At 56.6% G+C, this 20,850-nt stretch carries 13 protein-coding genes; 5 read left to right on the forward strand and 8 right to left on the reverse strand.

The features are described from left to right. Positions 1-980 precede the first annotated feature (980 nt). From H3T92_RS06290 to H3T92_RS06320, 7 genes are all read right to left on the reverse strand, one after another. Positions 981-3,887 (reverse strand): hypothetical protein, encoded by a 2,907-nt coding sequence (locus tag H3T92_RS06290; RefSeq protein WP_332460625.1) that lies wholly within the window; start codon positions 3,885-3,887, stop codon positions 981-983. Between the two features lie 329 nt (positions 3,888-4,216). After that, a complete protein-coding gene (locus H3T92_RS06295) occupies positions 4,217-7,078 on the reverse strand; it encodes a hypothetical protein (RefSeq protein WP_332460624.1) in 2,862 nt (953 codons plus the stop codon). Positions 7,079-7,501: 423 nt separating this feature from the next. After that, entirely contained in the window at positions 7,502-10,456 is a 2,955-nt protein-coding gene (locus tag H3T92_RS06300; RefSeq protein WP_332460623.1) for a hypothetical protein, read from the reverse strand. A 332-nt stretch (positions 10,457-10,788) separates the two neighbouring features. After that, positions 10,789-13,743 carry a hypothetical protein gene (locus tag H3T92_RS06305; RefSeq protein WP_198189614.1) on the reverse strand — a complete coding sequence of 985 codons (2,955 nt, stop codon included), beginning with the start codon at positions 13,741-13,743 and terminating at the stop codon, positions 10,789-10,791. Between the two features lie 173 nt (positions 13,744-13,916). Then, positions 13,917-14,603 (reverse strand): RdgB/HAM1 family non-canonical purine NTP pyrophosphatase, encoded by a 687-nt coding sequence (gene rdgB, locus H3T92_RS06310; RefSeq protein WP_198189615.1) that lies wholly within the window; start codon positions 14,601-14,603, stop codon positions 13,917-13,919. A 35-nt stretch (positions 14,604-14,638) separates the two neighbouring features. Beyond that, entirely contained in the window at positions 14,639-15,403 is a 765-nt protein-coding gene (gene rph, locus H3T92_RS06315; RefSeq protein ID WP_198189616.1) for a ribonuclease PH, read from the reverse strand. Between the two features lie 66 nt (positions 15,404-15,469). Then, complete coding sequence (locus H3T92_RS06320) at positions 15,470-16,108, reverse strand: Pr6Pr family membrane protein (protein WP_033511228.1); 639 nt, start codon at positions 16,106-16,108, stop codon at positions 15,470-15,472. 106 nt (positions 16,109-16,214) lie between these two features. On the opposite strand from H3T92_RS06320, the gene H3T92_RS06325 reads away from it, so the two are divergent. After that, on the forward strand, positions 16,215-17,561 hold the full coding sequence (locus tag H3T92_RS06325) for a nicotinate phosphoribosyltransferase (RefSeq protein WP_198189617.1): 1,347 nt from the start codon (positions 16,215-16,217) through the stop codon (positions 17,559-17,561). Further along, positions 17,561-18,580, forward strand: a complete 1,020-nt coding sequence (locus H3T92_RS06330) for an aldo/keto reductase (RefSeq protein WP_198189618.1) — start codon at positions 17,561-17,563, stop codon at positions 18,578-18,580. Before H3T92_RS06325 ends, H3T92_RS06330 begins: the two co-directional genes overlap by 1 nt. 25 nt (positions 18,581-18,605) lie before the next feature. Here the strand turns inward: H3T92_RS06330 and H3T92_RS06335 are convergent, their stop codons facing one another. Then, positions 18,606-18,917, reverse strand: coding sequence for a DUF3039 domain-containing protein (locus tag H3T92_RS06335; protein WP_198189619.1), 312 nt, complete (start codon positions 18,915-18,917; stop codon positions 18,606-18,608). Between the two features lie 62 nt (positions 18,918-18,979). Here H3T92_RS06335 and coaD point away from each other — a divergent pair, with 62 nt between their 5' ends. Genes coaD through H3T92_RS06350 form a run of 3 tightly spaced genes read left to right on the forward strand, consistent with a single transcriptional unit; the run spans position 18,980 to position 20,795 of the window. After that, entirely contained in the window at positions 18,980-19,489 is a 510-nt protein-coding gene (coaD, locus tag H3T92_RS06340) for a pantetheine-phosphate adenylyltransferase (RefSeq protein WP_045923959.1), read from the forward strand. Next, positions 19,486-20,178 (forward strand): cell division protein, encoded by a 693-nt coding sequence (locus H3T92_RS06345; RefSeq protein ID WP_198189620.1) that lies wholly within the window; start codon positions 19,486-19,488, stop codon positions 20,176-20,178. Before coaD ends, H3T92_RS06345 begins: the two co-directional genes overlap by 4 nt. Beyond that, complete coding sequence (locus H3T92_RS06350; protein WP_198189621.1) at positions 20,175-20,795, forward strand: YceD family protein; 621 nt, start codon at positions 20,175-20,177, stop codon at positions 20,793-20,795. The genes H3T92_RS06345 and H3T92_RS06350 overlap by 4 nt, the downstream gene beginning before the upstream one ends. The last annotated feature ends 55 nt before the right edge of the window (positions 20,796-20,850 follow it).

Here is a 20,850-nt window from a genome sequence, read left to right on the forward strand (position 1 = left end):
CATATCACCCTCAATGGATATGGTCAGGTAGTCATACAAACCAGAATTGATGATCTTGTGAACGGTGAAGAACTCATCCTGATTCCTGGCCCAGGCTAGGGCGCCATCATAAGCGTTCGCATTTTTATTGCTGTCTACGTAATCATCCGGGGTAATAGTGTTCATATACCGCACGCGTCTGTAATAGTCAGGATTTTCAGAACCAACAAACTGATATATGAAAGATAGATTGCATTGTGACGGATTTTTGGTGTCAGTCCCACCAACACCGACACAATCCGGCTTAAACTCATTGTGCTTCACGCGCAGGATGAAGTCCATGCGCAGCTCATCCTGGTAGGCATCGATCCTGTCGTTGAAGGCCATCATCCTATAGAGCTTCGGTGTTCTACTGGCCGTTTCGTCCTGTCCATCAACGGCATTGGCCCGATTGGCCGAAAGGGCGCTCAGCCCAAGCGGAACAACCATGGCCAGCGTCGCCAGAAGGGTTACCAGAACGGCGATGATCGGACGGCTCGCATGCTGCGAACCCTTGGCGATCCGTTCTTGCAAACGCTTCAATACAATACCCCCAAATCAAGTTACAATTATGCTTAAGATTGGCTAAACTTTGCTCTTTTAATCTGTCCCCAATTGCTTCGACTCTATCATAGCGATAAAAAAATAGCATCTTCGCTTTTTCCATACATGCTCCACGAGCACTGGAATTGCAAGCATTATCCGGGATTCCGATAGGGTGTGTCACGACCGGTATTGCGCAACAGTTTATGGTCTTCATCTGGCTGGTCTGGGTTGGAGGTGGAGGCCACTTTGTCATGGAAAGGTCGACTGTTCGCTTCTGTCAAGCGACTCTTCCACCAGTGGCCTTCAGACGTCTAGGCTCGAGTCCCATCTCGCACAGGAAACACAAGCAGGGCCTGCTCCCATCCTCCTCATTCCATGGAGGTGAGAGCAGACCCTGCCTTATGCCCGCCGGAGAATCAGTATCGGCTCTCCTGCCTGTTCCTCAGGCAGGCCACAAAGCCGGCCAGACCCAGTATCAACATCAACAGGATCTTGAGCACGGAAAGCGGCCATCCTCCAGCGAAGGGCAGGGATGAGGTGGAGGGCCGGAATTCCAGCGCATGCGACACCGTAGCCGACTCGTTTCCTCCCTGGAAGCTGCCACTTTGAGGATCACTGCTTTCAGCATCATCGGAGGCAACCTGAGCGGTGAATTTTCCCTGATTGATGCCCTCAGGCGGAGTCGCCTGCCACGAACCCTGGTCTCCCACGGCGACATCGGTGCTGCCATTGCCGGGCCAGGTTATATGTACCATGGTGCCTTTGGTCTCAGGAACCTTAGTGTTGCCGTTGACATACTTATAGGCCTTGCCCGCCACTTGGAAGACATCGTACCGCTGCAGGGTCAGAGTAGTTGGCGTCATGTCGACCGTCCGGTTGATGGAAGCCGGATCCGAAGGGACATTCAGGGGGTTAATCATCTTGACCTGGAAGGTATATTTCTCTGTCTCATCGTCACCGTTGTAGCCGGTGAACCTGCCAGCAGGTATGGTCAAGGTCCAGGACCAGGTCGAAGCCCCTGTCTTGACGACCTTGAGCACAGAGCCCGATGTGGGGTCAGTGACGGAAGGCGACGTGGTATTGACCGCCGCATCCCTCTGGAAGGTGTTGGCCGGTGTGGTCACCAGACTGGTCCAGTCCGAGGCAGTGTTCTGCTTCATGGAAATGGCCATCCTGGAATCAGTCATCCCCAGCCCTCCCGAGGACCAGGCCGTATATATAGGCGAAACCGAGCCCTTGAACGTGACCACCGAACCCGCCGGTAGAATCCCGTTTTTCGTATGGGGGACTGTGACGGAGAGCTTGCCATCCGGAGCATTCTCGTTGGAGACGAAATAGGCTGTCCCTATGTTCGAGAAGAAGGAGGTCAAGCCGAACCCGGAGGCGGACTCAGTCACCCAGGCATGATAGCGCCTGTAACCGTTGTACTTGTTGCCCGGATCCGGCGACGGATACTGCTTATTGGTGTCCTGTATCTGCCAGGAGCCTCCCTGCTTGCTCTTGGGATCGACCTTGCATACGGTCTCTCCCAGCTTGAACCCCCAGGAGTCCGAGCTTTTCACCAGATCGTCACTGCTCTTGCTCTGCCCCTCCTTGAAAGGATTGCCAGGATCCTCTCCGAACAAGGTAACCGTGTTGGGATGTGTGTCATCTTTGGAGGGAGTGCACTCACCGCTGACCACAGGATCAAGCTTGCCGGTATAGACGCTTCCTGAGGCATTCAAGGAACCGTCGGTGTCATTCTGGATGTTGGTGATCGTCGGATCATCAGGACGAGGCACATCATACTTGTAGAAGGCAGTGTCAATAGCCCATCCTGCGTCCAAATTCGTATTTTTCTTAGCTGCAGGCATGTCGTCTGTTATCCCAACAAGACCATCCTGTTGCGGGTCATATATCTTAGTGGTGACTTCAGGAGTGCTTGCCGTCGGCTTGCACTGGGTGCCATCGTCATTAGTGGTGACAGGCCAAGTAACTAATTTGAAATAACCATCGAGCTGCTGATACTCTTGAGCTTTCTTGAAGTCGATTGAACCGTCAGGCAACTGGGCGGGCATGGGGTTCCCATTCTTGTCAGTTGCATACAATTCGTTCGAATTGCCCGGACTTGTCGGCAGATTGTACGCAGTGTTGTCATTGACCTGATATTGAAGACCCCAGGAACTGGTCAAGCCATTCACTGCTGGCTTCTGACCTGTTACTAGCACCGGTTTAGGCGTCAACGCATCTACAGGCACCCATTGGCTATTCTTCTGCCCTACCCATTGGTAGTAATAGGAGTTGGTCGTGGAGCATATTCCACCTGCACTGTTATTTCCACGCAAATTGAACCAATACACAAAGAAGGACTTGGGGGGCGCCACTCCGGGTCCAACGGCTTTTATTCCATGACTGGAATCGGCAGGAAGACCGTAGTCAGTCACCAGGCCCCAATTAGACTGATGGCTAAGATAAAGACTCGGATTGTTGTTCCAACCAACCCAAGAACCGGGTCCGCTGCACTTAGGATGAGGACTATCACCTAGGCAGGTGCCCATATACAGCTTGATGCCCTTGCCTTGGTCTGCAGTGATATTGGCAACCCTGTCTTGGACATTGCTGCTGATAGTGCTGGGATCGAAGGTGCAGTCATCCGTGGTGTAGTCCCATGGAGAAGTCGATGGGGGACTTCCACACGACAACGTATTGTTTTGTTGACCAACAATCGCGAAGACGTTCAAAGGTTGCGGATAACCGCCAGTCACATAATAATTTGGATCGGATGAAGTATCCATATAAGATAAATCACCCTCTATGGATACAGCCAAAAAATCATATAAGCCAGAGTTGATCACTTTATGAACAGTAAAGAACTGAACCTCGTTTTCCGCCCATTGCTCAGCACCGCCAGTAGGGTCATTGGGGTTTGTCGAAATAGTATTCAGATACCGTATCCGGGTATAATGGAGCGGATTTTGTGATCCTTCGAACTGATATACGAAAGACAAATTGCATTTTACTGAATCATAGGGAGAAGTATCACGCATCGGTACGCATTGCGGATCGAAATCGTTGTGTCTCACGCGCAGGATGAAATCCATGCGCAGCTCATCCTGGTAGGAATCGATCTTGTCGTTATAGGCCAACATCTTATAAAGTAGTGGCTTCCTGCTGGCCGTCTCACCTTGCCCATTAATGGCATTGGCTTGGTTGGCCGACAGAGCGCTGAGCCCAAGCGGAACAACCATAGCCAGGGTCGCCAGAAGAGTAATCAAAACAGCGACTATAGGGCGATCCACATGCCGTGGACCCTTATTGCCCCTTTCATGCAATCGGTTCAACACGCTACCCCCCACACCACGATGCAACTATCTCCAAGATCAGATGGACTGCCCGCTTGATTGGTCCCCGGTGCAGGCCACGAAACCCTAGAGCACAAGTGCTGCATCTTCACTTATGGCATCTTCTTTTTCCCTTTACACGTTTTAAGAGTACCGAGCCTGAAAGCGTGATCTGGGATTCAGACAAAGGTGTTTCGCGACCGTCCAGAGTCTTGACTAATCACAGTCTGCATTGGTGGGATGGGGGTCGGTTGGACAACGGCAGTACCCCCTCCCCACCCAGCCTTTCAACTTCATGAGGTGGGGGCGGGTCCTGTCTTATGCTGCCATAATCAGTGACGGCTTTCCTGCCTGTTCCTCAGGCAGGCCACAAAGCCGGCCAGACCAAGGGCTATCAGCAGCATGATCTTGAGCACCGAAAGCGGCCATCCGCCGGTCAAAGGCAAAGCCGAGTTGGAAGGCCGGAACTCCAGCGCGTGAGATACCGAAGCCGACTGGTTTCCGCCCTGGAATCTGCCCTGGGCGTCAGGGCTCTCGGCATCATCGGAATGCACCTGGGCAAAGAACTCACCCTGGTTGATGCCCTCAGGAGGAACCGCCTGCCATGAACCCTGGTCCCCTACAACCGCATTTGTGCCGCTGCCACCGGGCCAGGTCACATGCACCACGGTGCCCTTGGTCTCGGGAACCTTCGTATCACCGTCCACGTACTTGTATGCTTTGCCAGCCACCTGGAAGACGTCGTACCGCTCCAAGACCAGCGTAGTCGGTGTCATGTCGACCTTTCGCTCGATGGACGCAGGCTCTGACCGGCTGCTCGTCGGGTTAACCATTTCAACGCGGAAATCATACATTTGCTTCTCGTCGCTGCCGTCGTAGCCGCTGAACCTATCAGTGGGTATGTTCAGCGTCCAGGACCAAGTGGATGCCGTTGTCTTGTTCAGGCCCAGCGTGAGGCCTGTTGCAGAATCTTCCACGGAAGACGTGGTGCCGGCCGCCACATCCCTCTGGAAGGTGTTGGCTGGAGTGGTCACCAGGGGCGTCCAGTCCGAGGCGGTCTTCTGCTTCATCGAAATCGCCATACTGGAATCCGTCATCCCCAGCTCTCCTGAGGTCCAGGCCGTATATACAGGAGACGCCTCGCCATTGAACACAACAACTGAATCCGCAGGCAGGCTCCCGTTGACGGTATGAGGCACAGTGACCGCGAGTTTGCTCGCATCCGGTGTGTTCTCCTCGGAGACGAAATAGGCCGTCCCAACATTCGAGAAGAAGGAGGTCAGGCCGAACCCGGAGATAGACTCGATCACCCAGGCATGATAACGCCTGTAGCCGCTGTACTCGTTGCCTGGGTCCGGTGAGGGATACTGCTTATTGGTGTCCTGTATCTGCCAGGACCCTCCCTGCTTGCTCTTGGGATCAACCTTGCAGACAGTCTCGCCCAGCCTGAACCCCCACGTATCCGCTGCTTTCACCAGGTCCTCACCATTCGAACGCTGCCCGCCCGCAATCGGATTGGCAGGATCCTCGCCATAGAGAACGACCTTGTTGGGACGCGCGGCATCCTTGGAGGGCGTGCACTCACCACTGACCACCGGATCAAGCTTCGACGTATACACGCTCCCCGAAGCATCGAGAGCGCTGTCGGCATCGTTCTCAATCTTCGTGATCGTCGGATCATCAGGACGAGGCACATCATACTGATAGAAGGCACTGTTGATCGTCCAACCGGTAGACAGGTTTCGTTCTATATCCGAGCTGTCCATGCCGTCACGTATCCCGACGAGACCTTTTTGATCAGGGTTGTATACCTCAGGACTGACGGTACAAGCGCTGCCATCCCGGTTCGTGGTGACAGGCCAGGTGACCATCTTGAAATAGCCGTCAAGGTCCTGCTTCTCCTTGGCCTCCTTGAAATCAATCCCGCCATCATCCTTCTGGGCAGGCATGGGCTGGCCGTTCTTGTCAGTGGCAAACATCTCATTGGGATTATCCGGCTGTTTGGGCAAGTTGAAAGCCGAATACTTACTGACTTGGGCTGCCTTGCTGGTCGTGGTAGTCGCCGTATTGGGAGACGGCTGCTGGCCTGTCACCAGGACCGGCTCAGGGGTCAGCTCATCAACAGGCACCCATTCACTATCCTTCAGAGCCACCCACTGGTAGTAATAGGAATTGGTCTCGGAACAGATGCCATCAGGATTATCGCTAGTGCTACCGCGCACATTCAGCCAGTACACGAAGAAGGATCGTGCCGGGGCTGTGCCCGGAGCAGTGCCGGCGATTGCCCCAGTAGCAGTGCTCTTATAGTCAGGAAAACCATAGTCGGTTACCATGCCCCAGTTGGCCTGGCTGCCTCCATAAAGATCTGGGTTGCCATCCCAGCCTACCCAAGAATACGGGCCGCTACACTGAAGATCAGCGCCCTTGCCCAGGCATGTCTGCATATACAGGGTGAAATCCTTGCCATCTGCCGTTAAGGTTGAGGTGATATTGGATACCCTGTCCGGCGCATTAATCATGGTGTCAGGATTAAAATTGCGACAATTATCGATTCCAGAGCTCCAACTCCATGAACTACCTGGACGAAGACAGGATAGTGCGTCGTCCTGTTTGCCAACAACTGCGTAGATATTCACCGGCTCGCTGGCCCCACCAGGCTGGTAATATGACGCATCAGCAGTATTCTTAAGCGCCAGATCACCCTCGATGGAAACGGTCAGATAATCATATAAACCGGAATTGATTATCGTGTGCACGGTGAAATACTCATTCCTGTTCTGCGCCCACTTATAGGCTCCGGACCAGGGCTGATTCGAGGATGATGCCGAAGCTATGGTGTTCAGATACTTTATTCTGCGATAAAAGGAAGTGTCATCTGAGCCTTTGTACTGATAGACAAAGGCCAGATTACAGCTGCCCTTGGTGTCGGCACCGTTGGTAGCATCGGCGCAGGAAGGGTCGAACTCGTTGTGTTTCACGCGCAGGATGAAGTCCATGCGCAGCTCATCCTGATAGGAATCAAGCTTGTTGTTGTAGCCCAACATCCGATAAAGCAGAGGTTTCCTGCTGGCCGTCTCATCCTGCCCATCAATGGCATTGGCCTGACCAGCCGAAAGCGCGCTCAGCCCAAGCGGAACAATCATGGCCAACGTCGCCAGAAGGGTTACCAGAACGGCAATTATCGGACGGCTCACACCTTGTGAACCCTTAGCGCCCCGTTCCTGCAAACGCCTCAATACAATACCCCCCAGATCACAATAAAATCATGCTCTAGAACAAATCAACTCTGCTTTTGACTTACCCCAATTAAGGCAACTGCACATAGAGCACAACAATGCATCTAAATTTTTCTTTGCCTTTTCAAGGCTACAGAAATTAAGGGCAATATCTGGGATTCAAATCGGGTGTTTTGCAGCCGTTCAAGTTCTTGACGCTGACAGGCTCGGCAACCAGCCGACGAAAAGCGATAAGTTGCCTTCTCCCAGGCCGGTCCAAATCGGTAGCGAATACTGCTTTGACAATGGCATCAGCACAGGAATTAAAAAAAAAGACAGGGCCCGCGCTCATCTTCATAGAATTGGAAGGATGAGTGCGGGCCCTGGCTTATACTTTCGGGATCAGTGGCGGCTTTCCTGCCTGTTCCTCAGGCAGGCCACAAAGCCGACCAGGCCAAGGGCTATCAGCAGCAGAATTTTGAGCACTGACAGCGGCCATCCGCCGGTAAGCGGCAGGGAGGATGTCGAAGGCCGAAACTCCAGCGCGTGCGACACCGAAGCCGACTGGTTCCCGCCCTGGAATCTGCCCTGGGCATCAGAGCCCTCGGCATCATCGGAAAGCACCTGGGCAGAGAACCCACCCTGATTGATGCCCTCAGGAGGAACCGCCTGCCACGAACCCTGGTCCCCCACAACAACATCCGTGCCGCTGCCGCCGGGCCAAGTCACATGGACCACAGTTCCTTTGGTCTCGGGAACCTTCCTATCCCCGTCCACATACTTATAGGCCTTGCCCGCCACCTGGAAAACGTCGTACCGCTCCAAGGTCAACACCGTGGGCGTCATGTCGACCTTCCGCTCGATGGATGCCGGCCTTGAACGAACGTTCATCGGGTTGATCATCTCAACCTGGAAGGTATAGGTCTGCGTCTCGTCGCTGCCGTCGTAGCCAGTGAACTTACCGGCAGGGATATTCAGCGACCAGGACCAGGTGGAATCCGACGTCTTAGTGAGATTCATCGTGAGGCCCGTCGTGGAATCCGCGACGGAAGACGTGGTGCCCGCTGCCGCATCCCTCTGGAAAGTGTTGGCAGGAGTAGTCAGCAGACTGGTCCAGTCCGAGACAGCATTCTGCTTCAAGGAAACAGCCATCCTCGAATCAGTCATTCCCAATTTCCCCGATGACCAGGCCGTGTACACAGGAGATGCCACACCCTTGAACGTGACCACCGAACCCGCCGGCAGGTTTCCGTTGACCGTATGGGGCACCATGACCGAGAACTTGCTCGCGTCAGGCATGTTTTCGCCCGAGACAAAATAGGCCGTCCCGATATTCGAGAAGAACGAGGTCAGACCGAACCCGGAGGCGGACTCGATCACCCAGGCATGATACCGTCGGTACCCGTCGTACTTGTTGCCTGGATCCGGCGACGGATACTGCTTATTGGTGTCCTGTATCTGCCAGGATCCTCCCTGTTTGCTCTTGGGATCGACCTTGCACTCAACTTCACCAAGCCTGAACCCCCACGTGTCCGCGGTCTTCACTAAGTCTCCGCCGTTCTGGCTCTGCGCATCACTGATGGGATTGGCGGGATCCTCCCCGTAAAGAACAACCTTGTTTGGATGCGTAGCATCCTTGGAGGGCGTGCACTCACCACTGATTACTGGGTCAAGCTTGGAAGTATACACACTGCCCGAAGCATCCAAGCTGCCATCTGCATCATTCTGAATGTTGGTGATCGTCGGGTCCTTAGGGCGGGGCACATCATACTTATAGAAGGCACTATTAATCGTCCAGCCTGCAGCGATATTTCGTTCTATATCCGAGCTGTTCATGCCGTCACGTATTCCGACGAGACCCTTCTGATCAGGGTTGTAGACTTCTGGACCGACGGTACAAGCGCTGCCATCTCGATTGGTGGTAACAGGCCATGTCACCATCTTAAAATAGCCATCAAGATCCTGCTTGGCCTTGGCCTCCTTGAAATCAATTCCTCCATCAGCCTTCTGGGCGGGCATAGGATTGCCGTTCTTGTCAGTGGCAAACATCTCATTGGGGTTTTTCGGCTGTTTGGGTACGTTGAAAGCCGAATAATTAGAGGCTTGAAATTGCTTGCCTGACGTGGTGGTGACCGTATTGGGAGACGGCTGCTGGCCCGTTACCAGGACCGGCTCGGGAGTCAGCTCATCAACAGGCACCCATTGGCCATCCTTCAGAGCCACCCATTGATAGTAATAGGAATTAGTTTCAGAACATATCCCGTCCGGGTTATAGATAGTACTGCCACGATCATTCAGCCAGTACACAAAGAATGACCGTGCCGGAGCTGTGCCAGGAGCAGTGCCAGCGATCGCCCCAGTGCCAAGGCTCGAATAGTTAGGAAAACCATAGTCGGTTACCATGCCCCAGTTGGACTGATTGCCTCCATAGAGTAATGGATTGTTATCCCAGCCTACCCAAGAATACGGTCCACTGCACTGAAGATCAGCACCTTTACCCAGGCAGTCGCCCATAAAGAGTTTGATGTACTTACCATCAGCTGCTAACGATGTTGTAATATTCGATACCCTATCCGGGGCATTAATCATAGTTTCAGGGTTAAAAGTGGTACAGTCATCGATCCCGCTATACCAGTTCCACGAATTACCAGGGCTACTGCAAGACAATGCCCCGTTCTGCTGTCCAACAACCGCGTAGATATTAAGAGGTTCGACGGCCCCACCAGGTTGATAATAAGGTGCATCAGCAGAATTCTTAAACGCCAGATCACCCTCAATGGAAACGGTCAGATAATCATATAAACCGGAATTGATTATCGTGTGCACCGTGAAGTACTCATCCCTGTTCTGTGCCCACTTGTAGGCTCCAGACCAGGGCTTATCCGAGGATGATGCCGAAGCTATGGTGTTCAGATACTTTATTCTGCGATAATAGGAAGCGTTATCTGACCCCTTGTACTGATAGACAAAGGCCAGCCTACAATTGCCCTGGGTGTCGGCACCCCCGGTACCATTGGCGCAGGAAGGGTCGAACTCGTTGTGTTTCACGCGCAGGATGAAATCCATGCGCAGCTCATCCTGCCATGCATCTACCTTGTTGTTGTAACCCATCATCCTATAGAGCAAAGGCTTCCTGCTGGCCGTCTCATCCTGCCCATCAATGGCATTGGCCTGACCAGCCGAAAGCGCACTCAGCCCAAGAGGCACAACCATGGCCAGCGTCGCCAGAAGGGCTACCAGAACGACGATGATCGAACGACGTACATGCAGTGATCCCCTATTGTTCCGTTCCTGCAAACGCTTCAATGCAATACCCCCCCAAACCACAATGAAATCATGCCCCAGACCAGATAGCACAGATCAACTCCGCTTTTGACTTATCCCCAATTAAGACAACTGCATATAGAGCACAACAATGCATCTTCAATTTTTCATTACCGCTCCAAATCGTACAGAGATAGAAGGCGTGATTTGGGATTCAGATAGGGTGTTTTGCGGCTTTCCAAAATCTTGACTCCACCAGGCCCAGCAATCAGCTAACGAGAAGCAACAAGCTGCCTTCTACGGAGGGCACGCTGCAGGCGCAAGTGACGCAACGGCAGCGTCACGGAAATTAAAAAAAACAGTGCCCGCGCTCATCTCCATGGAATTGGAGAGATGAGTGCGAGCCCTGTCTTATGCCGCGAGGGTCAGTGGCGACTCTCCTGCTTGTTCCTCAGGCAGGCCACGAAGCCCACCAGGCCAAGAGCTATCAGCAACAGGATTTTGAGCACGGAAAGCGGCCATCCGCCGGTAAGCGGCAGGGAGGAGGTCGAAGGCCGGAACTCCAGCTCCTGCGACACCGAAGCTGACTGGTTCCCGCCCTGGAACCTGCCCTGCGCATCAGGGCCCTCGGCATCATCCGAAAGCACCTGGACGGCGACATCCCCCTGCTTCATCCCCTCAGGAGGAACCGCCTGCCAAATGCCCTGGCCCCCCACAGCCACATCCGTGCCGGTATTGTCAGGCCAGGTCACATGCACCATGGTCCCCTTGGTCTCAGGAATCTTCCTGTCCCCGTCCACATACTTATAGGCCCTGCCGGCCACCTGGAAGACGTCATGGCGGTCAATGGTCAGCGTGGTGGGCGTCATATCGACCTTCCGCTCGATGGATGCCGGGCCCGAACGGAGGTTCATCGGGTTGACCATTTCAACCTGGAAGGCATAGGTCTGCGTTTCGTCGTCACCGTCGTAACCAGTGAACTTGTCAGCAGGAATGTTCAGCGACCAGGACCAGGTAGAAGCCGCCGTCTTGGTCAGGCTAAGCGTGAGGCCGGTCGTAGAATCTGAAATGGAAGATGCGGTGCCGACTGCTGCATCCCTCTGGAAAGTGTTGGCCGGAGTAGTTACCAAGCTGGTCCAGTCCGAGGCAGTGTTCTGCTTCATGGAAATGGCCATCTTGGAATCAGTCATCCCCAGCTTCCCCGACGACCAGGCCGTATACACAGGCGACACCTCGCCCTTGAATGTGACCACCGAATCCACAGGCAGGCTCCCGTTGACCGTATGAGGCACCGCCACCGAGAACTTGGCCGCATCCGGCACGTTCTCGCCCGAGACGAAATAAGCCGTGCCAACATTCGAGAAGTAGGAGGTCAGGCCGAACCCTGACGTGGACTCAACCACCCAGGCGTGATAGCGCCTGTAGCTGTTGTACTTATTGCCGGGATCCGGCGACGGATACTGCTTATTGGTGTCCTGTATCCACCAGGACCCTCCCTGCTTGCTGCCAGTGTCGGTCTCGCAAACAGCTTCCCCCAGCCTGAACCCCCACGTGTCCGAGCTTTTCACCAGGTCATCGCCATTTGTGCCCTGACCATCTGCAATCGGATTGGTGGGATCCTCTCCATACAGGACAACCGTATTAGGATGCTTGTCATCCTTGGAAGGCGTGCACTCACCGCTGATTACCGGGTCAAGCTTGGTCGTATACACGCTTCCAGAAGCATCCAAGCCGGCATCCGCATCATTCTCGATCTTCGTGATCGTCGGATCATCAGGACGCGGCACATTATACTTATAAAAAGCAGTATCAATCGTCCAACCCGCAGAGAGATTCGTATCCTTTTGCGCGGCGGACATGTTATCGTCAATCCCCACAAGACCAGCGCTCTTGGGGCTGTACACCTCAGGGCTGACGGCTGTACATTCCGTGCCATCAGAATTCCTGGTGTCAGGCCAGGTCACCAGCTTGAAATAGCCGTCAAGATCCTGCTTCTCCTTGGCCTCCTTGAAATCAATCCCGCCATCAGCCTTCTGAGCAGGCATAGGATTGCCATCCTTATCAGTCGCAAAAAGCACGTTGGTGGTATTCGCATACTTTGGGTCGGTCGGATTAACGTTATAAGCGCCATTGGTATTGACCATGCCCTGCAGTCCGTAGGTGGTAGTCAAAGTGTTGGGACTCGGCTGCTGGCCTGTCACCAGGACCGGCTCAGGAGTCAGTTCCTTAACAGGCACCCACTGGCTGTCCTTAAGAGCCACCCACTGATAGTAATAGGAACTGGTCTCAGAACATATGCCATTGGTTTTGTTGCCTGGACCACGCAAGTTCATCCAATACACGAAGAAAGACCGTGCCGGGGCCGTGCCCGGGGCTGTGGCATTTATATTTCCAACCGTACCATCGCTATAAGCCGGAAAACCATAATCGGTCACCATACCCCAATTAGCCTGATGGTTTCGATAGAGATATGGGTTGCTGTCCCACCCAACCCAGGAATATGGGCCGCTGCATTGCAGGTCGTCTCCTCCGCTACCCAAGCAGTCACCCATATACACTTTCATCTGTTTATCCTTCGATAAACTCGCGGTGATATTTGAATATCTATCCTGCAAGTTGCTCATGGAGGCTGGATCGAAAGTTGAGCAGGTTTCGGTACCCCATGCCCACGAAGAACTACCGCAAGACAGGATGGTATTCTGATCACCAACGATAGCAAAGACATTCAAGGGCTCAGGGTGACCACCAGCCACGAACTTTGCGGGATCTTTAGACTTATCCGCAATGTTCATGTCGCCTTCGATGGATATAGTCAAGTAGTCGTATAAACCCGAATTGATTATCTTATGAACAGTAAAGCGCTGCAGATGATTATCAGCCCACGCTGTAGCTCCATCATATGCATACCCAGTTTTGTTATTTTCAAGATAATCATCTGGAGTTATAGTGTTTATATACTTTACACGATGATAATCTGCAGGGTTATCAGAACCAACATACTGATATACAAAAGATAAATTGCAATTTGACTTACCACCGGTGTCTGCCTTACCAAGGTCGACACAATCCGGCTTGAACTCGTTGTGTTTCACGCGCAGGATGAAGTCCATGCGCAGCTCATCCTGATAGGTATCGATCCTGTCGTTGAAGGCCATCATTCTATAGAGCAGAGGCTTCCTGCTCGCCGTCTCGTCCTGTCCATCAACGGCATTGGCCTGACTGGCCGACAGAGCACTCAGCCCTAGCGGGACAACCATGGCCAGCGTCGCCAGAATGGTTACCAAAACGGCGATGATCGAACGGTTCACGTGCAGCGATTCCTTATTGTTCCGTTCTTGCAATCGCTTCAATACGAAACCCCCAAATCCCGATGGAATCATCTGCTAGAACAGATCAGCTTTGTTTTAAGTTGTCCCCAATACCGCCGACTGTATCATAGAGATAAAAAAATCGCACCTTCGCGTTTCCTCGCATGCTTCAAGTGCGACCGGCACTCAGAACATGATCGTCGATGTGTCGCAACCGTTCACCACACGGAAGCTATAAGGATTTATCAGCCTCTAAAGTAGCCGTCCCCCAGCACCCAGCCGATGAGAATCGGCATGATGGCCGCCAAGGCCTTGCCCCTATGCGAAATGGCGTTCTTTTCATCCGAAGTCATTTCCGCCGAAGTCAGCGGCTGCTGGTCGCTGGCACGCCGAGGCTGATCAAGGGGCACGAAGATCGGGTCGTAGCCGAACCCATTATCCCCCCGTGCCTGGCGGATGATGCTTCCGGGCATCTCTCCGACCCTGGTCACTTGACGTCCACGGACGGCATACCCTGGCACATCCGGAACGACCAGGGCGGCAGCACAGACAAACCGCCCTCCCCTCTGATCGTCGGGAATGTCGTTCAGCTGGTTCAGCAAGAGCTCCAAGTTGGCCTGGTCGTCGCCGTGGCGGCCGCTCCACCTTGCCGAAAGGATCCCCGGGGCGGCGCCCATCACATCAACGATCAGCCCCGAGTCGTCCGCCAGCGCGGGCAGGCCTGACTCCCGAGCGGCCTGCCCAGCCTTGAGAAGGGCGTTCTCCTGAAAAGTGGTGCCCGTCTCTACCGGATCGGGCAGACCCAACTGGCCGGCCGAAACCAGCTCGATTTTCTGACCCTCATCGGCCAGGAAACCGCTGAGGATGCGACGAAGCTCACCGAGTTTGCCCTCGTTGTGCGTGGCTACAACCACTTTTTTGGCCTGCCCCATACCGATCCTCCTCGCTGAAATGCCTGCCCCGGGCGTCAGTCAGATGCCAGAGCCTTGCGCTGAGCAGCCTGCAGCTCCTTGTTCCCCTTGGTCGCCAGGTCCAGCAAGAGGCCGAGCTCCTGACGGGTGAGCGGGCGATGCTCCGCTGTTCCCTGTACCTCTATGAAGTCGCCGGTGCCGGTCATCGACACGTTCATATCGGTCATGGCCCTGCTGTCCTCCAGATAGGGCAGATCCAGCATGGGCTTGCCATCGATGATGCCCACCGAGACGGCCGAGACGCAATCCTTGGTCACCTTGTCGGCACTGCGGATGTGATGGTGGTCCTGGGCCCATCTGAGGGCGTCGACCATGGCCACATAGGCACCGGTGACCGAAGCTGTACGAGTGCCGCCATCGGCCTGAAGGACATCGCAGTCAAGCTGGATCTGATTCTCGCCCAAGGCCTTCATATCCACCACGCCACGCAGGCAACGGCCTATCAGCCGGCTGATCTCCTGGGTGCGGCCGCCGACCTTTCCTCGGACCGACTCGCGTGCAGTCCGGTCGCTGGTGGCCCTGGGGAGCATGGCGTACTCGGCCGTGACCCAGCCCAGGCCGGAGTCCTTGCGCCAACGGGGCAGCGTCGGCGTGAAAGAGGCCGTGCACATGACCCGGGTCTTGCCGCACTCGATCAGCACCGATCCCTCGGGAGCCTCCGTCCAATGCCTGGTGATGACGACCGGTCGCAACTCATCAGCCGCCCTGCCGTCAGGCCGCAGCACGGCACCCTCCTGGAGCATGTCCTTGATAGCAACCATCAGTGATGATCCTTTCCCGTTCCGCCCAGGCTCCCCTGGTCTGGTCCCTATTATTCCGTCAGCCGTCTACCGATCAATGGTCAGCGGTGTCTTGGCCGGCAGGATGCGATCAATCAGGAAGATGACCAGCGACAGGGCGAAGAAGACGACCAGGTACTCAGCCATGTTGACCGTCAACTGGGCCCATCCCAAGTGCCCGAGGTCCAAGAAGGCATAGGGATAAGGGTTACCGCCCGCCTCCGGTCCCGAATGGGGCCAGATGGCGGCCCTGATCAGCACAAAGGCTACATAGAAGGGGAAATAGATCAGCCAGGTCAGCACGTTGTGCCAGTGGAAACGACGATGAGGGTCGAACAAGAGGAAGTCCACCGATGCCAGGATGGGGCTGATGACGTGAATCATCCATGTGGTCCGGATGCCCAGGACCAGCTGGTAGTCCGTGCTGTTCAGCCCCAGAACCAGGATGGCCACCAGCCCGGTGATGACGATGTAGAGCGTCAGACATCCTTTGAGCCAGGCGGGAGGCTGGATGCCCTTGAGCAGGGTGGCCGCTCCGGCCCAGAGCATGACCAGACCCAGGGCGATATTGGTCTGGAAGGTAAAATAGACCCACTTGTTGCCGATTCCCAGCAGCCAGGCCTCGTAGGTGCCGCCCAGGCAGAAAAAGGCGATCAGCAATCGGTAGATGCCCACGACGAATCTCATGCGGATCAGCTTAGCCCGACCTTGGGAGGGCAGGGCGAGCCAGTAGGTCGGCAGAGGATTAGACTGGGGGCCAACCAAGGGCTTTTCCACCCACAAAGGGGAAGATATGAACGCTGAAAACAATAGCAAGGACACCGGAACCTCTACGGCTCTGATGACCGACATGTATGAATACACCATGCTGGATGCCGCCTTGCAGGACGGTACGGCCGGACGACGATCCGTCTTCGAGGTATACACTCGGCACCTGCCGGCGGGTCGCCGCTACGGAGTGGTGGCAGGCACTGGGCGGATTCTGGATGCACTGGCGGATTTCCACCTCAGCGAGGACGAGCTTCGCTTCCTGTCCGACCGTCACATCGTCAGCCAGACCGCCATTGACTGGCTGGAACACTTCCGCTTCACCGGAACCATCCGCGGCTACCGGGAGGGCGAGATATTCTTCCCCGACTCCCCCATCCTGCAGGTCGAAGGCGGCTTCGGCGAGTGCACCCTGCTGGAGACCCTGGTCCTGTCCATACTCAACTACGACTCGGCCGTAGCCTCGGCCGCCTCCCGCATGGTCACCGCGGCCAAGGGCCGGCCCTGCATGGACATGGGCGCGCGCCGGGCCAACGAATACGCAGCCGTGGCGGCGGCCAGAGCGGCCATAGTCGGCGGATTCCAAGGGACCTCAAACCTGCTGGCGGCCAAGCGATACGGCTTCAAGGCCATCGGAACCGCAGCCCACTCCTTCACCCTCCTGCATGACAACGAGCGCGAGGCCTTCCAGGGGCAGATCCAGGCCCTGGGCAAGGGGACCACCCTGCTGACCGACACCTACTCCATCGAGGAGGCCGTCAGGACAGCCGTCGAGGTGGCCGGACCTGAACTGGGCGGGGTCCGCATCGACTCCGGAGACCTTGGCTCGCTGGCCCAGCAGGTCCGCGCCCAACTGGACTCCCTGGGAGCCACCAAGGCCACCATCACCGTCACCAATGATCTGGACGAGTACGCCATCGCCTCCCTGCAGGATGCCCCGGTGGACTCCTACGGGGTGGGCACCATGCTGGTCACCGGTTCGGGAGCCCCCACTTGCGCCATGGTCTACAAACTGACCGAGCGCGAGAACTCCGACGGTGTCATGCAGGCCGTAGCCAAAAAGTCGGTGGGCAAGGCCTCGGTGCCGGGACGCAAGCTGGCCTACCGCTCCTATCACAACGGGGTGGCCGACGCCGAGCACGTCATCTCGGGTGCTGAGGATGCGCTGGCAGCCTTTACGCCCCAGCAGGACTGGCGGGATCTTCTGGTCACCTATGTGGACCATGGCCAGAGCAGGCCAGAGTTCCAGGGTGAGCAGGCAGTCCTGGATGCCCGGGAGCACCGGGCCAAGGCCCTGGAGGAGATGCCCATCAACGCCCTCAGCCTGATGAAGGGCGAACCGGTCCTACCCACCTTAGTGAGGAGCATCTGATGAACGCACAATCCGAAACCTACCAGCCTGACCCGAACCGATATGATTGCACAACCTACCGGCGCTGCGGCGACAGCGGTCTGAAACTGCCACCCATCTGCCTGGGCTGCTGGCACAACTTCGGCGACACCACGCCCTTGGACCGTATGCAGGAGCTATGCACGACGGCCTTCGACCACGGCATCACCCACTTCGACCTGGCCGACAACTACGGGCCTGGACCAGGCGCCGCCGAGCGCAACATGGGAATCATCCTGCGCCGGTGCTTCAGCCGCCACCGCCAGGAGCTGGTCATCTCCACCAAGGCCGGTTATGGAATGTGGCCTGGCCCTTATGGGGACTTTGGCTCACGCAAGCATCTGCTGTCCGGACTGGACCAGAGCCTGAAACGTCTGGGGCTTGACTATGTGGACATCTTCTACCACCACCGCCCCGACCCGAACACTCCCCTGGAAGAGACCATGGGCGCCCTGGCCCAGGCGGTCACCAGCGGCAAGGCCCTCTACCTGGGACTGTCCAACTATGACGGGCCGACCATGGCACGGGCTGCGGCCATCCTGACTGAGATGCACGTCCCCTTCATCATCAACCAGAACCGCTACTCCATCTTCGACAGAACCATCGAGGACAACGGGCTCAAAGAGGCGGTGCTGAAAGAGAAGAAGGGACTGATCACTTTCAGCCCGCTGGCCCAGGGGCTGCTGACCGATCGCTACCTGCATGGGATTCCCGAGGACAGCCGGATTCGTGCCGACGGCCGCTTCCTCAAGGAGTCTGCGTTGACCCCCCAGCGGCTGAAGGAGATTCAGGATTTGAACGATCTGGCCCACCAACGCGGCCAGAGTCTGGCAGAAATGGCTCTGGCCTGGCTGCTCAGGGACCCCGCTGTCACCTCGGTGCTCATCGGCGCCTCCAAGCCCGAGCAGATCCTGGACAATCTCAAGGCCGTCCAGTCGGCCGACTTCAGCCAGGAAGAGCTGGAAATGATCGACCGGATCGCCTTGGGCAAGCGGTCCTGAAGCAGCCTGGACCACTCAGTGGCGCTCAGTGGCCGCCGCCGGTCATCTGCTCGTAGATGCGCTTGCAGTCCGGGCAGACCGGGTATTGGGAGGGGTCGTGCTTGGGCACCCAGACCTTGCCGCAGAGGGCCACGACAGGCCGGCCGGTCAGCTTGGACTCGGCGATGCGCTCACGGGAGACGTAGTGGGCGAACCGGTCAGCGTCGCCCTGGTCGCTCAGCCGGGTCTTCTCGGCGGTCTCGGTGTCCGGACGGTCCAGCACGGCCGTGCCAGTGCCCTGGTCAGGGTTCTGCTCCCGCTCCGGATCCTCCATGCGAATGCTCTTGCTTACAGTCATGACATCCATGGTACGGCGGCGAGCTGCACGTTCGCTCCCTATGACGCGCTACGCTGAGAATCATGACTATCGCTGTATGCCCTGGCTCATACGATCCGGTCACCTCCGGCCACATGGACGTGATCGAACGCTGCGCCTGCTTCTTCGAGACGGTCCACGTGGTTGTGGCCGTCAATGCCGCCAAGACCCCCATGTTCAGCGAACAGGAGCGGGTGGCCATGATCCGCCGGGCCCTGGACGAGGACGGATACCCGAACATCACCGTAGCCTCTACCGATGGCCTGATCACCGACTACTGCCGTAAAGTGGGCGCCTCGGTCATCGTCAAGGGACTCAGGCAGAACGGGGACTATGAGGCCGAGCTGGGCATGGCCCTGGTCAATCGCAAGCTGTCCGGGGTGGAAACGCTCTTCCTGCCAGCCGATCCGGTGCGGGAGCATATCTCCAGCACCATCGTCAAGGACGTAGCCAGACATGGAGGGGACATCACCGGCATGGTCCCTGACAGCGTCGTGGATGCACTGATAGACACATTGCACAGGGACACACCGCACACGGAAAAGAGCCAATGATGAACGAGCAGACCCAGGAAAGGGACGATGACGAGCCTATCGACGACTCGACCAGAGCGAGCGCGCCCAAGCCAGCAGTCGACATGAAGGACCTGCCCGACCTGCAGGAGGACCGCAACGAGAGCGGGAACCCCCGATCGGAATTCACCACCGTCTATGACATCATCGATCGGATCCAGGCCATGCTGGATGAGGCCAAGGCCCCCATTTTCAGTCCGGGACTGGTCAAGGTTGACCGAGACGAGCTGACCGACGACCTCAACGAGCTCAAGAAAATGCTGCCAGTGCAGCTGGAGCGAGCCTCGGCGCTCATGAGGGAGGCGGAGCGTCGGCTGAATACGGCGCAGACCCAGGCCAACGCCACCATGTCCGACGCCCAGAGCCGGGCTGCAGACATCGTCAAGGAGGCCGGCGAGCAGGCCCGCTTCCTGGCCGGCCAGGAGAATGTGGTGGCCATAGCCCGACAAAAGGCCCAGACCATCATCGACACGGCCCAGGCCCAGGCAGACCGTCTGGTCCAGGGGGCCGATGGGTATGCCGCCCAGGTCATGGGCGAGCTTGACACCCAGCTGGGCAAGATGAGCCAGGATGTGCGTGCCGGCCTGGAGGTTCTCCAGCAGCGTGAGCAGGAGGCAGCGCGTAGCATGAACGCGTCAGTCTCGGACCAGGGAAAGGAGACGCAGGGATGAGCAGACCGGAAGATTCACCCTGGGCGGTTTCAGTGGCCCAGGTGTCGACTCGGGCAGGGCAGAGCACCCGAGTGGATCGCGATTTTCCAGCCCCGGAGGGCATCGGCGACCAGGTGGTGGGCATCCCGGCAGGAACACCCGTGCATGTGGAGGGCAACATCGACTCCCTGGTGGACGGCCTCTTGTTGCAGGCCCATATCAGCGTACCGCTGAAGACCGAATGCACCCGCTGCCTGAGGCCTGTCGATACCAGCATCCAGGACGATCCGGTGGTCTTCTTCCCCTACAAGGATCCCGAACCGGAGCCGACCCATGGCAAGGAGGAGATTCTGGCCGAGCAGGAGGAGGCCAGCGGCCAGACCTATCCTCTGGCCAGAGGGGGCGCCTTTATGGATTTGGAAGCCCTGCTGCGTGACACCCTGGTGGAGGCCCTGCCCCTGCAACCTCTGTGCCGACCCGACTGCCGGGGCCTGTGCCCCCAGTGCGGCATGGATCTGAACGATCATCCCGATCACCACCACGAGATAATGGACGACCGCTGGGCGGCCCTGGAGGGACTCAAGCAGCGTCTGGAGCAGGAGGAGAACCCCGGCAACGACGGCCAGGCTGGCGAATGACCGGAGGTTGCGGTAGACTGCTCTACGCTTAAGCTCGAAGTATTCGATCGAAACA

Origin of the sequence: Bifidobacterium sp. W8112 (assembly GCF_016101425.1) — a bacterium.
Lineage (GTDB): Bacteria > Actinomycetota > Actinomycetes > Actinomycetales > Bifidobacteriaceae > Bombiscardovia > Bombiscardovia apousia.

Excerpts from the sequence above, each read along its gene's own strand:
- H3T92_RS06305 (WP_198189614.1), bottom strand. The coding sequence starts at position 13,743 with ATGATTCCATCGGGATTTGGGGGTTTCGTATTGAAGCGATTGCAAGAA.
- rdgB (WP_198189615.1), bottom strand. The coding sequence starts at position 14,603 with ATGGGGCAGGCCAAAAAAGTGGTTGTAGCCACGCACAACGAGGGCAAA.
- rph (WP_198189616.1), bottom strand. The coding sequence starts at position 15,403 with ATGGTTGCTATCAAGGACATGCTCCAGGAGGGTGCCGTGCTGCGGCCT.
- H3T92_RS06320 (WP_033511228.1), bottom strand. The coding sequence starts at position 16,108 with ATGAGATTCGTCGTGGGCATCTACCGATTGCTGATCGCCTTTTTCTGC.
- H3T92_RS06325 (WP_198189617.1), top strand. The coding sequence starts at position 16,215 with ATGAACGCTGAAAACAATAGCAAGGACACCGGAACCTCTACGGCTCTG.
- H3T92_RS06330 (WP_198189618.1), top strand. The coding sequence starts at position 17,561 with ATGAACGCACAATCCGAAACCTACCAGCCTGACCCGAACCGATATGAT.
- H3T92_RS06335 (WP_198189619.1), bottom strand. The coding sequence starts at position 18,917 with ATGACTGTAAGCAAGAGCATTCGCATGGAGGATCCGGAGCGGGAGCAG.
- coaD (WP_045923959.1), top strand. The coding sequence starts at position 18,980 with ATGACTATCGCTGTATGCCCTGGCTCATACGATCCGGTCACCTCCGGC.
- H3T92_RS06345 (WP_198189620.1), top strand. The coding sequence starts at position 19,486 with ATGATGAACGAGCAGACCCAGGAAAGGGACGATGACGAGCCTATCGAC.
- H3T92_RS06350 (WP_198189621.1), top strand. The coding sequence starts at position 20,175 with ATGAGCAGACCGGAAGATTCACCCTGGGCGGTTTCAGTGGCCCAGGTG.